Annotated in this window: 11 protein-coding genes; 6 read left to right on the top strand and 5 right to left on the bottom strand. The window is 54.0% G+C overall.

All coding sequences use genetic code 11. The features are described 5' to 3' along the window. The first annotated feature begins 540 nt into the window (after positions 1-540). Entirely contained in the window at positions 541-708 is a 168-nt protein-coding gene (locus OQK_RS31555; RefSeq protein ID WP_238537237.1) for a hypothetical protein, read from the top strand. 349 nt (positions 709-1,057) lie between these two features. Here the strand turns inward: OQK_RS31555 and OQK_RS21350 are convergent, their stop codons facing one another. Next, positions 1,058-6,538, bottom strand: a complete 5,481-nt coding sequence (locus OQK_RS21350; protein ID WP_038862042.1) for a trifunctional serine/threonine-protein kinase/ATP-binding protein/sensor histidine kinase — start codon at positions 6,536-6,538, stop codon at positions 1,058-1,060. A gap of 471 nt (positions 6,539-7,009) precedes the next feature. Between OQK_RS21350 and OQK_RS21345 the strand changes: the two genes are divergently transcribed. From OQK_RS21345 to OQK_RS21335, 3 genes are all read left to right on the top strand, one after another. Continuing rightward, complete coding sequence (locus tag OQK_RS21345; protein WP_016774181.1) at positions 7,010-7,237, top strand: hypothetical protein; 228 nt, start codon at positions 7,010-7,012, stop codon at positions 7,235-7,237. A gap of 416 nt (positions 7,238-7,653) precedes the next feature. Further along, positions 7,654-8,139 (top strand): DUF6030 family protein, encoded by a 486-nt coding sequence (locus OQK_RS21340; protein ID WP_162098740.1) that lies wholly within the window; start codon positions 7,654-7,656, stop codon positions 8,137-8,139. Positions 8,140-8,294: 155 nt separating this feature from the next. Next, on the top strand, positions 8,295-9,314 hold the full coding sequence (locus OQK_RS21335; protein ID WP_016774178.1) for a GlxA family transcriptional regulator: 1,020 nt from the start codon (positions 8,295-8,297) through the stop codon (positions 9,312-9,314). Between the two features lie 16 nt (positions 9,315-9,330). On the opposite strand, the gene OQK_RS21330 is transcribed toward OQK_RS21335, so the two are convergent. Then, the gene (locus OQK_RS21330) at positions 9,331-10,293 is read right to left on the bottom strand and encodes a LysR family transcriptional regulator (RefSeq protein WP_016774177.1); all 963 of its coding nucleotides are present in this window, start codon (positions 10,291-10,293) and stop codon (positions 9,331-9,333) included. Between the two features lie 393 nt (positions 10,294-10,686). Here OQK_RS21330 and OQK_RS30135 point away from each other — a divergent pair, with 393 nt between their 5' ends. Further along, a complete protein-coding gene (locus tag OQK_RS30135) occupies positions 10,687-10,959 on the top strand; it encodes a hypothetical protein (RefSeq protein ID WP_177318497.1) in 273 nt (90 codons plus the stop codon). Positions 10,960-11,084: 125 nt separating this feature from the next. Here OQK_RS30135 and OQK_RS21325 read toward each other — a convergent pair whose 3' ends face one another. The 3 genes from OQK_RS21325 to OQK_RS21315 all read right to left on the bottom strand — a co-directional run bounded on the left by OQK_RS21325 (position 11,085) and on the right by OQK_RS21315 (position 13,530). After that, positions 11,085-11,465 (bottom strand): response regulator transcription factor, encoded by a 381-nt coding sequence (locus tag OQK_RS21325; RefSeq protein ID WP_016774175.1) that lies wholly within the window; start codon positions 11,463-11,465, stop codon positions 11,085-11,087. Positions 11,466-11,535: 70 nt separating this feature from the next. After that, positions 11,536-12,435, bottom strand: a complete 900-nt coding sequence (locus OQK_RS21320; protein WP_238537236.1) for a LysR family transcriptional regulator — start codon at positions 12,433-12,435, stop codon at positions 11,536-11,538. A 30-nt stretch (positions 12,436-12,465) separates the two neighbouring features. Continuing rightward, entirely contained in the window at positions 12,466-13,530 is a 1,065-nt protein-coding gene (locus OQK_RS21315) for a hypothetical protein (protein ID WP_016774173.1), read from the bottom strand. Between the two features lie 379 nt (positions 13,531-13,909). Between OQK_RS21315 and OQK_RS21310 the strand changes: the two genes are divergently transcribed. Next, complete coding sequence (locus OQK_RS21310; protein WP_016774172.1) at positions 13,910-14,893, top strand: quinone oxidoreductase family protein; 984 nt, start codon at positions 13,910-13,912, stop codon at positions 14,891-14,893. The last annotated feature ends 554 nt before the right edge of the window (positions 14,894-15,447 follow it).

Below are 15,447 nucleotides of genomic sequence, written 5' to 3'. Positions count from 1 at the left end.
ATTTTTTGCCGGCAGCTCGATTCAGGAAGCGGCCGGCCTAACCGAAACTGCGTACGAAGTGAAGGACGCCCAAGGCGAAATCCGCGCCGTGCGCTCGCCCAATGCCCGCTTCGAACCGGGACAGCAAGTCATTCGAAAAGGTCCGCGCCTGGTGCCTCACGATAGCTGAGTCGGCTATCCACACGAACTCCTTTATAGGATCCGGTCATGGGTCGGATACTCTTTTTTCTCACATCGCTACCAGTCCAAAAGACTGATTTATAACGTCTAAAAATAGAAGCGCGTAAAACCACGGGTGTGCCGGATTTCAATTGGCTGCAAAAACTATCCATTCAATTGGGGTGACACAATGGAAGCCATCGACGCAAGGTCTTGAGCGCACCGGAAAACGCCATGATGGGTTCCAACACTAACCTGCAAATAACATCACTTACGTCAACGGACTGTGCTGCAAGCTGACGGGTACACCAAGGAAGAATTGCTCAGACAACCGCACAACCTCGTGTGCCATCCTTCGATGCTAAAAAGCACCTACAGAGCTTGTGGGACACCATCAAAAAAGATGAAATCTGGACCGGGTTGATTACCAAGGTCGGTAATGGCCGCGGCCTGTACGCCTTAGACTCAAACGTCCAGCCGCTTTTCGATGAGCAGCGCAACATTGCCGAATTCATTGCACCCGCCGGTAATCAACGACTTAATCAGTGACCTCAAAACACCCGAGTTTTCTAAGGAATAATTCGATGAGCACTACACAGGTAGAATGCTATGCCAGACGTAATCGAACACATCGTAATAGGTTACGGCGCTGAGTCCGGTAATGCTTGAGGGCTTAAGCAGCGGAGTCACGTCCCATAGTGTTCGCGGGAAGTCGCCAGGACAATACAGACGCAAAGCGGTGGGTTAGACGGGATTTGATGTTTGTCTGGCTTGCTCGACGACAACCGACACCGCCACTTTGAAACCCTGCCCCCTCTCCTCTCTGCTGATGTTCTTCGCCGGCTGCGATGGCGCAAGCCAGCACTCGCAGAAGAGCGCCCAGAATTCTAATGGCCAATCAGGCACCTGTATGGGGCGGCAGTGCGAATTGTATTATGGCGCCTCGGGGCTGATTTGAACTCGCCCACAATCGACCGCCATGCGCCTCCATAATCGAGCGACAAATCGACAACCCCATGCCCAGCCCCGTGGCCTTGGTTGTATAAAACGCCGTAAATACCTGCTCGGCCTGTCCTGAATCGAACCCTGGACCCGTATCGCTGACCTGCACCAGTACGCTGCCCTGCTCTTCTATCCCTGCGCTGATAGTCAAACGTCTTTCCTTGTCGTCGACACTGTTCATTGCCTCAAAAGCGTTGAGAATCAAATTCAGCAGCACCTGCTGTAGCTCTATACGATCGCCCAAGACCGACGGTAAATTCTCAGCGATGCGCGTTTGGACCAAAACACAGTGGCTGATTGCTTGGCCACGCGTAAATTCGACCATTTCCTGGATAATTCCGGCGAGTTCCATTGCTCCCTTTTGCGGTGGGGCCTTGCGGATATGTCCTCGGATCCGATCCAGAACATCCGCCGCGCGACGAGCATCTTTTACCAAGTTCTGGAGTACCAACTTTATCTCGTCCAAGTTGGGCGGTTGGGCGGCCATCCATCGCAGCGCAGCGTGAGCCCCCATAGCCGTTGCGGCAATTGGCTGGCTGACTTCATGGGCGATCGAGGCCGCGAGCTGCCCCATCGTCGCGACACGGTTAGCGTGCGCCAACTCCACCTGGACATTGCGATAACGCTGTTCGCTTTCACGAGCTTTCTCTTGCGCATGCTTACGTTCGGTCAAGTCCAGAACGAACGCTACACCCTCGTTGCTACCTGCCTCGAAAGTAGCCAATCCGATGATGATCGGCAACAAACTGCCGTCCCTTCTGATGTATTCCTTTTCAAAAGGACGGGCGCTTCCATTGCGTAGCGTCTCTATCAGCGTCTTTTCGCTCTCGTCACGATATTGCGGCGCCGTCAGATCTCTCCACCTGATGCGGCCCGAGACAATGTCTTCGCGCTCATATCCCACCATACTGAGAAACGCGTCGTTGGCATCGGTGATCTCGCCATCGGCATTCCAGAAAATAACCCCAATGATATTGGAGTCTACGAGACGCCGGATCTTCGCTTCGCTTCCCGCAACATCGCGGTATAGATGGGCGTTTTCCAGAGAAATAGCCGCTTGTGATGCCACCAGCTTTAGCACTGCGATCCGAGACGGGCTGAAGACGCCCGCAGTGAGATTGTTTTCCAGGAATAGCGCGCCAATCAGCTTCGCTTGGTTCATTAACGGCAAGCAAAGAATAGATCGGGCACAGTGCTCCAGAATGTAGGGGTCCGCAGCGTACTGGGGCTGGCTAATTGCGTCGTCGAGAACAACGCATTCATGCGTGCGCAGAACATGGTAGAGAATGCTCTCTGGCAAGAGCGTCGCACTAACCGGCACATCGCGCACATGCAACTGCAACCACGGCGAGTTGTTGCCAGTGGTCGCCTCGGCAACTACTCGAGGGTGGATACCCTGAATGCGCACCATTAAACCACGCTCGGCGCCGGCTTGTTCGATGGCCGTCGACATGATCATATCAATGAGCTTTTCCAGAACGATCTCGCCTGAGACGGCCTGCGATACCTTCAGCACGGTGGCAAGATCAAGCTGTTCAACAGGCGTGGCGATGGTAATCGCGGGACTAAACGTGGGCTCTTCCACGCGCAGATACCTGTAAATTGCGTCGAGCTGCCGGACCTTGCCATCCGCTCCCCAGCGAAGATAGCCATATCGGGCATCGCGCATGTACAGGCGGGCAATCTTCGCGAGTCCGCGTGTTGCGTAGAAGCGCGACGCTTGTTCGTTGGCGAGAGCTCCAATATGAATAAACCCGCTTTGCTGCGCCGAATCGATAGCCTCTTCGTATAAATGCTCGGCCTGCACCAGGCGGTTTTCAATCCGGGCAATTTCGGCGCCCACCAGTGCCTTGTGGCTTGCGAAATTTTCGCTGCAAATATCTGCCCAGGCCTGCATTTTCACGTGGTGTGCATTAAGAACGTTTAAGTGTCCCAGTCGATCATCCGTTGAGGCGTCAGAACACAAGCCCGCCCTCGTCAGCGTGTCATACAGGTAGAATTCAGCCTCCTCCAGGAAGGAATGCGATAACTCGAGTAGAGGCTGCGCTTGGGCTCCGGCTTCAAGGGCGGAAGTTAAGTCGCCGGCAAGATAGCGAGCTTGTAACTTCCGGATCCAGTACCAACACGTCAACACCGGCGAAGTCTTGGAAACGTGGGATTGAGCTTCGCTCTCATCAAACTGCTCGCTGTCAAGGCAACCGAATACCGGCGTAAAGCCGCGCAGCATTTGGATCAGTGCAAGCTGGTTTTCGATGAAGTCGATGACTAGGCCAAAGTGCATTTTTCTTGCGTACTCGAGCCGCCGTTCCGCTTCATGCTGCAACTCGGGGAGCGGCTCACCTGCAAACAGCAGGTTTGAGACGATAATGTTGCAAGCGAAAGCGCCATATGAGAAATCACCGATGCGGTTAGCAGCATCAAAAGCTTGATCCAGCAACCCGCGACAGCTGCGGACAGGTTGCGCCCAACGCGCGACAAAGAGTGCGAAAGACAAGTAAGTACGCGCCTCATAGCGCGTGAGGTTCCTGCGCTCCACCAGTTGGCATCCGAGCTGGCCAAATCGAAAGCCTACCTGGTAATTGCCGAAACGCTGACCGGTTACGAGAGAGAGATTGGCGTACGCCACGCTGGAGGCATCGCTGTTGCCGTGCTCGAGGCTGAGATTGATTGCCTTGCAAATCGTCAGGCAAGCCAGATTCGCATCCGTGTGCAAAGCAGGCGAGAACAGCATGGTCAGCGCATGAAGTGTGGCGAGAGCCACCGCATCCTCCATAGGGGGCAGATCTATGATCTGCTCAATCGTCTGGTTTCCAAGTCTGGACCATATGCCCTCATATTCGCCTCGCGCGGCCTCATCGTTTGGGTGAGCCGACCAGTCGATACCGACATGTCGCAAAAACGACAGGCAGACAGCAACCGCTTGATCATTGCGATCCAGAAGCAGGTTCACATTCATCAGCATGCACGCCACATTCCCCCGTTCGACGATTGTTCTCGCTTGGCCCGCCAGCGTAAGAAGCCGCTGGTCCGCTACGAGCAACTGCCCGGTCAGGAGTTCACATTCCGCCAGGTTTAGCTCCAGTTTGAATTTCAGCTCATGACGATGACTCCAGCACTGGTCGCCCATCAACTGTGCGCCTATGGTGAAATACTTGAGCGCCAGATCATAAGCTGTCGAAGCGTTGGAGCGCTGTCCCGCGATCAGGTTAAGCCTGGCTAGTTGCTCCTGTTCAGTCTGCTCGGTAATCAGCGATGCACCGCGATTAAGCTGGCCCACGATGTCGAAAATCACCTCTTCTTGTTTTTCCGCAGGCGTTTCGGCGACCAGCAGTCGGCCGATCTTCAGGTGAGCTGCCGAGAGCAGCTCTGTGGGGATCAGTGAATAAGCGGCTTCGTGAATCCGGTCATGCGCGAAGACATAGACTCCGTCCAAACGTTCGATTAGTTCCTGGCGTATGGCTACCCATAACACTTTGGATAGCTGCGAACGGGGAATTACCATGACAGTCGCCAGTGTCGAGATATCGACAACGTTGCCGAGACAGGCCATGTGCTGCAATCCTCTCAGCGTCACAGGCGGCAAGCGGTTCAGCTTGTCTACCATGAGGTCGACAACGTTCTCGGTGTAACCCTTAGCGTGGATCCGATCGGTATCCCAGCGCCACTGCCCGCGCCTGTGGTCGAAATCTAGAAGTTTCTCTTCGGCGAGCACGTGCAGAAATTGAATGACAAAAAACGGGTTGCCGGCGGTTTTTTCGTACACCAATTGAGCTAGCGGCTTGATCGGCCACGACCGGGTATGAAGCGCATCGCTGATCAACTGCTCAATATGCTCTATGGCAAGCGGCGTTAATGTTATTTCATTGATGGGAATGCCTGAATTCCCGAGCCGTTGAAGTTTTAGCATCAAAGGGTGATCGGCCGCCACTTCGTTATCGCGATAGGCTCCAATCAGCAAAAAGTGACGCAACGCCGAGCGGGTGAGCAGGTCCTCGATCAATTCGAGCGTTCCAGTGTCGAGCCACTGCAAATCGTCGAGAAACAGCACTAGCGGATGATCTTCCCGGGCGAACACTCCAATGAATCGTCCAAATACCAGCAGCAAACGGCGTTGCGCCTGACGTGGCTCCAGTTCTGACACCAGAGGCTGTTCGCCAATAATCAGTTTCAACTCAGGAATCAGATCGGTGATGAGCCGTCCCTCAAGGTCAAGTGCTTCAAGCAGTGCCGTGCGCCAGCGGTCCAGTTCGGTGTCGCTCTTCCCGAGAAGCGTGCGAACAAGCCCTTCTAATGCTTGGACGAGGGCTGAATAAGGAATGTTGCGTTTGTACTGATCGAACTTGCCGGAGGCCAGCAGTCCCCTAGAAGGCACCAACACTTTATGCAATTCACTGACGACCGAAGATTTGCCTATACCCGAATAACCGGTGATCAGCACCCACTCGGGCACATCGCCTTCAGCGACGCGACCGAAAGCTGAGACCAGTTGTTCGACATCGCTCTCTCGTCCGTACAGCTTCTCGGGAATGAGCAGCCTTTCAGACCAGCCCTGTTCATCCAGCGGAAAATTACTAATGTAGCTTTGCACCTCCCACTGCGACAAACAGCGCTGCAAATCACGCTCGATTCCGCCCGCCGTTTGATACCTTTCCTCGGCCGTCTTGGCGAGTAACTTCATGACGATCCGCGAGATCGCCTCCGGTACGGTACGAAGTCGCAAGCTCGGAGATATCGGCTTTTTGGCGATGTGGCAATGCACCCATTCCATGGGATCCGAGGCCGTGAATGGCAGCTCTGCGGTCAGCATCTGGTAGAGGGTGACGCCGAAGGAGTACAGATCACTGCGAGAATCGATCGAGCGATTCATTCTCCCGGTTTGCTCTGGCGCCATGTAGGCAAGCGTTCCGGCAATGGTCTCCGGGGCCTGCCGCTCCCGAGGCAATCGAGACGCGAGCCCAAACCCGGTGAACCGCGCTTCACCGTCAACGCAATTGACGAATATATGCGTGGGCTTGATATCTTTGTGGACGAGCCCGCTTTGGTGAAGCTTGCCTAGCACTACCGCGATACTGATGGCGAGACGCAAGAAAGCAGTGGTATCAATAGGGGCGCCGAGCATACGCGCCAACGGCTCGCCACCCGGGTCATCGAGCACCAGGATGGTTTGGTCACCTTCGCGTAAGAGCTCAATCGGGAGTACGGCCCATTCATCTTTGAGCTCCCCCTTCAGTGCGAACTCGTGGGTGAGGCGATTCAAGGTGGCAAGCAAAGGCTGGTCAGTGGAGGGCCGGGCAACCAGCACATTCTCGTAGCCACGTTTGCCAAAGCGCTGTCCCCGACTCAGCACCCGCTCCCCATCGTCCCACAAGATATCCATGCTTTCGTCCGTCAACGCCCTACCCTCGCGATGTCTTAACCGGCAGTACACATCACCGCCAGCACTGTCAGTGTTTGGAACATCCACCGGCAAAGAAAGAAGCGCCCGGATTTGCCGCACGGATCGTAGCATGGCCTGCTTATCGATCCTGAGGGCGTATACCAAAAAGGCGATCCAATTGCCGTCCCAATGAGCCGCTGGAAAAACATTCCCGCAGTCAGCAACTCACCATTCAATTCAAAGCCATCTGTCTTATTCTCCGCAGTTTAAGTGCCCCAGCGAGCCCCCGGTAGTTAGCATCGGTAATCGCAGGAACGCTACAACCGACCAGAAACTAATACTTAAGTATTGATTTTGCAGACTGGAATATCGGTTAAACAATCGATCGTAGAGGGCATCAAATCTGGTTTCAATAGGATAATGATTTTTAAGCTGTGCTGTCGCCGCTCCTTGTTACATCGGAGAAACTTCATGAAATTCCTGTACATGCTCTTGGCGGTCGTGACGCTAATGAACTTCGGATTCGCCGAATCCCCCAGCTGGACCGCGCGAACTGGCGAGTTCTCCAGCGCGGCCATGCTCAACAGCAATAAGGAAAGGAAGATATTGTCAGACGCTCCGGTAGCTGACTTCACAGATTCCGTCAGGATGAGACGTTTCGCATCCGACGGTATTGATCCCTTAGGCTTTAACCCTTAAGTGTTCGATGCCGCGATCGCGGTGGAGCGAACGAATATTCTGACCGACCTCCACCCCGTCGCCCCTTTCCAGTCGACACAGCTCAATAAGACAAATATCGACATCTTCTTCAGTTGGCACATTTACAGCGCCAATTTTTCTGGCCCGGACGTATACGAACTACTAGCGTGAAAAATTGAAATAGTATGAAGAGCTTCAACTGGATTCATTGTGATGAATAGCGCAACAAACCGTTGAGCAATATCGCACAATAATCACTTGATCCACTTTACTCGCCGGGTGAAGATAGCCATCCAAACCAGCTAGGAGAGAGTTGCGTTGCGACGCACATAGATGAGTCCAACATAACGGTATCCTGCTACAGCTAAGCCGAGACTTTGGCTACCTGATTTTCTTTCGAAATTCACAGGCATTTAATGATCCGTCTTTTTCTAACCGCGTTCGCCGCAGTATTGTCATTAACCTGCGTAGCAGAGCTGCGGATTACCTCCCCAAACGAAGCCTGCAGTGTCCTCAGCGATACCCGATTACGCGCGGATTCGTGGTCAATACAAGCAGACAGGACTGAAGGTTGTTCAAGCTCCGTGCGGGCCATCACGGTGGATAGCCCCAGCGGAAATACCATCGCCTTCATGGTACAAGGCACCAATCAGGTACCTGAGCGTTTCAGTCTGAAAATCGACATCGCATCGCCCAACCTTGCCGATGACGCGAAGCGTGAAATGATTAAAGCCGCCAAGCGACTTTCGGTAAGAGCGCTGGGTTTATCGCTTCCACATTCAGTTGACAATGCAATACTTAAGGGCGAGAACATATCCCTGCAAGTAGGCAGTGGTGCAGTGATCATTACCCGTACTGATGGGGATAAGGGAGACTATCAACTGGCGTTGACAATGCAGTGAAACAGGGACTAAAGCCAAAGGGCTAACGATGATTAATCGTGGCCCTTTGAATTGGAGCTGCCTCCACGAGAGACGCTAACATGGACAGTCGGAACCTAACTTCCGCCATACGATGTTCTATAGTCGGACATGATCAAACGAGCCGAACAGCCACCATGAATTCACTTGTTCACCCAACCGATAACTCTCACGAACCAATCAGCAGGCCACGCGTCTTGGTATTTCTGGCTTATCCCCAAATGGGGCTGCTGGACCTGACCGGTGCGCAAACCGTCTTCTGGGCCGCATCCAAGGCAATGGCTGAACGCGGGCTGGCGGGCTACACGCTACATACGGCGAGCATGGAAGGCGGTTTGATACCCAGCGCCGAAGGCCTGAGCGTAGATACTACATCTCTGAATCTGGTCAACCCGGTAACCGTCGACACACTAATCGTGCCGGGCGCACCCGATATCCGGCAAGCAATGATCGATAGCGCAGCTCTTGTCGACTGGTTACGCACCGCATCAATCCAAGCGAGGCGAACAGTCTCGGTATGCAGCGGTACCTTTTTGCTCGCCCAAGCGGGATTGCTTGAAGGGCTGCGTGCAGCCACACATTGGGCGATGTGCGACATGCTTAAGAGCGGTTTTCCGACCATCGATGTCGATATTAATGCCATATTCATAAAGCAAGGCACCGTTTGGACTTCCGCAGGCGTGACCACTGGCATCGATATGGCACTTGCTTTGGTCGAGGCCGACTGCGGTCGCGAAGTGGCGCTGCAGGTGGCCCGGGAATTGGTCATGTTTATCAAGCGTCCTGGCGGACAGGCGCAGTTCAGCATGCTGCTGCAATCACAAACCGAGGAAGGTGCGGACTTCGATGATCTGCACATGTGGATCAGCGCAAATCTGGGCGATTCCCACCTGACAGTTGAAACACTGTCTCGACAAGCGAAGATGAGCCCGCGCAATTTCGCACGCATGTACAAGCGCAAGGTCGGTCGCACGCCGGCAAAAGCCATAGAGATGTTTCGCATCGAAGCTGCGCGGCGGATGCTGGAGGACTCGCGACGTAATATCGATCAAATTGCGCAGCTGTGCGGCTTTGGCGATGAAGAACGAATGAGGGATACTTTTCGCCGCCATCTAGCGGTCTCTCCACGCGAGTATCGCAATCGGTTCTCGCGCTGAGGGTGTAACGCCAGCTTCAAGCAGTAGCCAGAGAAAAGGTACTGGGGTGCGCACGATAGGCGCCCGCCGTATCCTGCTCGGAAAGAAATGCACTGCATCGCGAGCGCAACCACCGCTCCCCCGGATCATTATGTGTTGCCCCCCGCCAGACCATCGTCAACTCCTGCAGAGGCAACTCAAGCGGCGCGCATTCAACGCTCAGACCGTCGATCAGTGCCATGGACCTGGCGATGTAGTCCGGGACAATTGCGATCATGTCGCTGTTGGCCAGCAGCACTGGCAATGCGCTGAACTGCGGCACTGTCAGTACCACCTTGCGTTGACGGCCGAGATGACACAACGCACGATCAGCTTCTTCAATCACATTGCCCATCGACGATACGACGGCGTGTGGGCGGCGGCAAAATTCGTCAAGCCCCAACTCCCCGCGCTTCGAATCGGCACGCAACAGCATAGGGCGGCTCAAACGCAGTGATTTGCGGCGGGCGTTGGCGGGCAGGTCTAAGGTATGACTGATACCCACTGAGACTTCCCCTGATGTCAACAGTTGAGGCATTTGCCAGTGATCAGCGCGGCGGACCACTAGCGTCATATTGGGCGCTTCGATGCGCAATCGACGCAGTAGCGCCGGCAAGAACGCGTACTCAACGTCGTCTGACAGTCCCATGTGAAAGGTGGCGTCGCTGGTGAAAGGGTCGAACGCTTGGCAGCGCCCCAAGGCGGCTGCAATGCCGTCCAGCGCAGGGGCCAGATTAGAGAAAATTTCCTCTGCCCGCGAAGTTGGCTCCATGACGCGCCCCGAACGAATGAACAGCGGGTCATTAAACATCAGACGCAAACGGCCCAAAGCACTGCTAATGGTCGGTTGCCCGAGGAAAAGCTTTTCGCCTACACGAGTCACATTTCGTTCGTGCATCATCGACTCGAAGACCACCAGCAAGTTGATGTCCGCACGGCGCAGGTCATTTCTGTTCATCATGTCAGGCCACCCGGTCAAAGGACCATTGAGGTTAAGGGCCGTGTCGCTCGCCCATCCGGAGCAGCGATCTTCGGTGTAGGATCAGGTTAGGCGGGTGGACGGCCTATGTATGTCCTACGTCAGGACACCGGTTTCATCTCTGGGGAGGGGCGGCTTGATACTTCAGTATGAGAATGCCGGGAACCGCGATGTCCGACCGCGCGCCTCCTCGTTCGGCAGTTTCTCCGGGAGGTTTGGCACATCAAAAAGCGCGGGCGCAGCTATAGGATCTGCGTAACTGCTCGCTACTTTCGCCAGTGCTGGACCAGAAGAAAGTGGGCCCGATACGGTCAGCCAGATCAGATGAATAAGTATTGATGCTTTAATAGATGCCAAATGTAAGAACACCGTTCGATGAACAAACCCGCGCGACCAGAGCCACTGGTTTACATCGATGATAACGCGCCGCTATGGCAGGCTTTGGATAGACTACCGCAATCTTTTGGATGGCGAGTTGAACTGTTTGGCATCGTCCCTTACCCCGAGAGCGACAATGAAGACATTTACGGCCTCGGGATTGGTGACGAACAGATTACCGGAGAAATCGACCTCGCCGAAGTCACCGTGAAATTTATCGTGGTCAGGCCATGCGTTGAATGTCCGCCCGCTCTTTCGCCGACCTGGTGAAGATGGCGCAAGCGCTGGGGGTCGATCGTCACGATAAGCCCTGGATCGTCCCCATGAATTGTTACGCGGACGCCGCCCTCAGGCATGCCGCCACTGCGAAAATGTCGCCAATTGTCGGCTGATTGTTATTCGAGCTGTGCGTCTCGGAGCACATGCTGCACATGCTTCATGAGTTGCTTACCGTCAAAAGGTTTTTTGAAGTAGCCGACCGCCCCCAGCTCCTGCGCCCTGAGCTCAAGGGCTTCACCTACGCACGCTGTAATAAAAATGACTGGGAAGCGCATGGCGCGCGCCTGCAGCTCTGCGAACATTTGCAAGCCATTCATACCTGGCATGCGGATGTCCGAAATGAGGCAGGAGGTCGAATCGAGGGCACAATCCGCAAGGTAGTCTTCGGCTGAGGCGTAGGTGCGTGCGGTGTATCCCATTGATCTGACTAAGCTGTCCAGCGAGATTCGCACCGTGTCATCGTCGTCTACGATCGAAATGATTGGAGTATTTGGCAATTAATTCAACCTTGTGGTTATGGGAGCTGATTGATAGAGCTCCACTTGTTCTAAGACGCTGATCCTTACTTCAATTCTCATACTGTTTCAGGAAATCGATGAATACGCGAAGCTTTTGCGGCATCGCGCTTCGGCTGAAGTAATACAATGACAAGCTGCGTTTCGGACTCCAGTTTTCCAAAACCCTGACCAAACGGCCGTCGGCGAGATAATCCTGAACATAACGGTCATAAAAATAGCCATAGCCGCATCCATCGAGGGCCGCACTCAATAGGGTCATGCCATCATTGCTCGAAATGCGCCCTTTGGTCTCGATTTCAAAGTGTTGACCCTCGGATGAAAACGCCCACCGTTCATGGGACCCGGTCACGGCGCTGTTATAGCGAATACAATCGTGGTGCACGAGATCGGCAGGTACCTTCGGCACACCGTGACGCTTGATATAGTCGGGCGATGCCACGACGGCCATACGAATGTCGGTGGCTAGGGGAACCGTCACCATGTCCAGTTGAAGGAAGCTGTTCACTCTGATGCCGGCGTCATAACCATCATTGACGATGTCGACGACACGGCTTTCGATGGCAATGTCCAGGTTGATCTCCGGAAAAGCCGTCAGGAACTTGCTAACCAGCGGCTCCAGAAACATCACATAGGCGCTGCGTGACAACGTCAGTCGCAAGGTGCCGGACGGTCTGGCAGCCACTTGGGCCAGATCAGTAAATGCCCCTTTGAGCTCGAGAACCAAGGGGGCCACTCTCTGATAGAACACTTCACCTGCCTCCGTTAGCCCTACGCTGCGCGTTGTTCTGTTGAACAAGCGAACGCCGGCCCTTTTTTCCAACTGACGGATGGCGTGGCTGATAGCTGATTTACTTACGCCCATCATGACTGCAGCAGCAGTGAAACCGCGCGCGTCCGCTACACATACAAACACCGTCAGCAGCTCAAATCCATCCGTATCAATCGTCAAAGTCGGGTACGCCTTCCAGTCGGCAGCGCATCAGAACAAACGTACGCCTGTGATGCCCAGCATGATGAGTAAGCTGATCAGCGCGCCAAACACGGCACCGCCCAACCAGATTTGATTAGCTTTCAATTGAGAAGCACCGTGTGCCAGCATTACTCCTCTGAGTCCTGAAAACAGATGCGTGATGATAAAAAACACGCCAATTGAGTAATGTGGCAGCAAGCGAATGCCCCAAGGGTCGTGAATCATCCCCACCGGATCTCCGGAGGCGAAGTCCCAACCAGTTTCGATGCCTGCGTACGTTCGGGCGAAGACAAACACAGCATTCAGGTGGCCCAAAATGAAGACGGCCAGAAATACGCCGGAACCCACCTGAAAGATCCGGTAATTGTCGCTTCCGACCGCACTCCAGTTCCACGCAAGGCGCAGACCGCTGAAAACCTGAAACAGCAAGGCGACCACGAGAATAGGTTCGACCAAAGATGAACGGTAGATTTTTCGACCTATTTCCATGACTTGCGCATGAGCCTGCGGTCCGGCGAGGCCGAACAGGTGATTAAAAAGGTGGAAGGCTATGAATAAAAGCACGATCGCGCCCGCTATTCCATGAGCCACTCGCCATGCAGCCAGAGCGCGAAGCGGACGGATTGATTCCTCCACTCCCCTTCCGTCCCTGCTGAGAAAAGCCCCGATCCCTATCCACAATGCGACCCAAAACCACTCATCGGGTACCGGCGCGCCTGCCATGATAAGATTAACCCCGATAAAACAGTACAGCGTCGGCGCGCAGATGATGAACAGCGCCAAGCGTCGCACCTTCAATTGAGCGGCCGTATTGTTCCGTCGATCAATGCCCAGGCAGGCCAGTGCCAGCCCCATGACCGGTATGGCGAAAACGGCGAGCATTGTCACTATAGCTAACAGTAGCTCAGCGGGCGCTAGATTCGAATCTGGCCCGCCGCTCGTAACCAAAGCGTGGAAGGCATTCAGGAAGAATGGATAAGCCGATGTCGCCAGTACAGGCATCCACACTACCCATTTGCTCAATGGCCTATCTGTCGCCAGTTGGTAAGAGCTGACTGCCCATTTGTTGAACATCAAACAATCCTCTTGAATGAATAATTGTCACAAGGGCTAAGATGGGAAATGTCGCCCAAAAACATTCGACCAGAGTGCCAGACAACCGCAAATAATTATGAGCAATTAAGTATAGTCACATTATATGAAAGTATAGTTTCTACTGCCGCCCTGACTTTGCTACGGATTTTAAACGGCTTTATCACTGCCTCATCTTCCACTCCATCAACAATTGTCAAATTGTGCTTCACAGTCTGTAGGTCGTAAGATCGATTATCGATTGAAATATATACTTTACAATCAGCTCGCCTTCATATTTGGCTTTCTATCAAATTTAAACGCTCGCGCCAGAACTGTGATGTTCAACGGTCCATCGCCGACGTAACGAGGAATCTACAACATGTCCAACAACGCACGCGCAGCCCGCATTCATGCCTATGGCCCTCCCGAAGTACTGGTGTTTGAAGACATCCAAGTCGCCCATCCGGGACCTGGCCAGGTATTGATCCGTAACACTGTCATAGGTTTGAACTTCGTGGAGGTCTACTACCGTCGTGGAACGTTCCCTGTACCTGCATTTCCAGCTGTTCTTGGCAACGAAGCGGCGGGCGTAGTGGCGGCGGTCGGAGCCGACGTCACCAACGTCAAGGCGGGGGATCGGGTGGTTTACTCCGACGATGTGCATGGCGCTTACTCGACGCTGTGCCTTTATCCTGCCGATCGCGTCACCATCATTCCTGACGGCATCAGTGACAAGCAGGCAGCTTCCAGCTTCCTCAAAGGCCTGACTGCACGTTATTTGCTCAAGGAAACGGTAAATTTGCAAGCAGGTGATACCGTGCTTTATCACGCGGCGGCTGGCGGTGTGGGCCAGGTGTTCGTACAGTGGGCGAAGGCGTTGGGGGTAAAGGTTATCGGCACAGTGTCTTCCGAAGAAAAAAAACTCGTCGCTCTGGATGCGGGCTGCTCACATGTCATCAACTACCAAACGGAAAATTTCGCCGATCGAGTCATGGAGCTCACAAGTACCATCGGGGTCAAAGCAGTGTTCGACTCCGTGGGCAAAGACACTTTCGTCGACTCGCTGGCGGTACTGCAGCCAAGAGGAACACTCGTGGTATTCGGTAAAGCGTCCGGCAGTCCGCCTCTCGTCAATCCGTTTGATCTGGCCCCGCGATCGCTGAACCTGACCTGGCCGGTATTACCGGTGTACGTTGCAACCTCACAGCAACTGTCAACAGCAGCAGCAGACTTGTTCCACGCCATCTTGGCTGGAATGATCAAAGTAGAGCCAAGCAGGGTGTATCCGTTCGAGCAATTAGTCGAAGCACACCGGGAGCTTGAAGAACGTCGCTCTACGGGCGCTGCGGTGCTAATCGTCTGACCGCACTACGCCACTAACTATAAGCTTCCGACCTGTCACTGATCACGGTTTGATCGATACCGCATCCCGAAACTTGTCGGAACGCTCACTCTTGCATAGGCCTGCTGTAAAAAAATAACTCGATAAAGTCATACTAACGGATGACCACTTCATACGAATATGCCCTCGCGAGAGCCTTAGGCATAAGTGACTCTTCTGTCCTTTACCCTATTATCTAATCAGCTCTAGAAAAACAAACTCTCGTCGTTTTTATATGCTCATCGACCGAATACCGCCTCGATTCATCTAGGATATTTGTGAGCTGAGTCTACCTATTACTGAGGTACATGATGAAGACTTCCGATTTTGGCCTGGCAATCGCATTTCTCGCCGCTACCGGTCTAATTACTTCACACGCTGTAGCCACAGATACATATTCCGCGCCAGTCGCCGGACGGGAGAACAACGCAGCCGATGAGATCTCCCCTCCTGTGCAACAGCACCGCACTCGATCGGCCCCCACACGCATTGCCGAAGGTGGGGCCGACCGCCTGATTGAACGCAGGGTTGCCGAA

The sequence above is a fragment of the Pseudomonas sp. R62 genome, assembly GCF_000257605.1.
Classification (GTDB): Bacteria; Pseudomonadota; Gammaproteobacteria; order Pseudomonadales; family Pseudomonadaceae; genus Aquipseudomonas; species Aquipseudomonas atacamensis.
The sequence above is the reverse complement of the archived record's forward strand: the minus strand, read 5'-3'. Positions and strand labels throughout refer to the sequence as shown.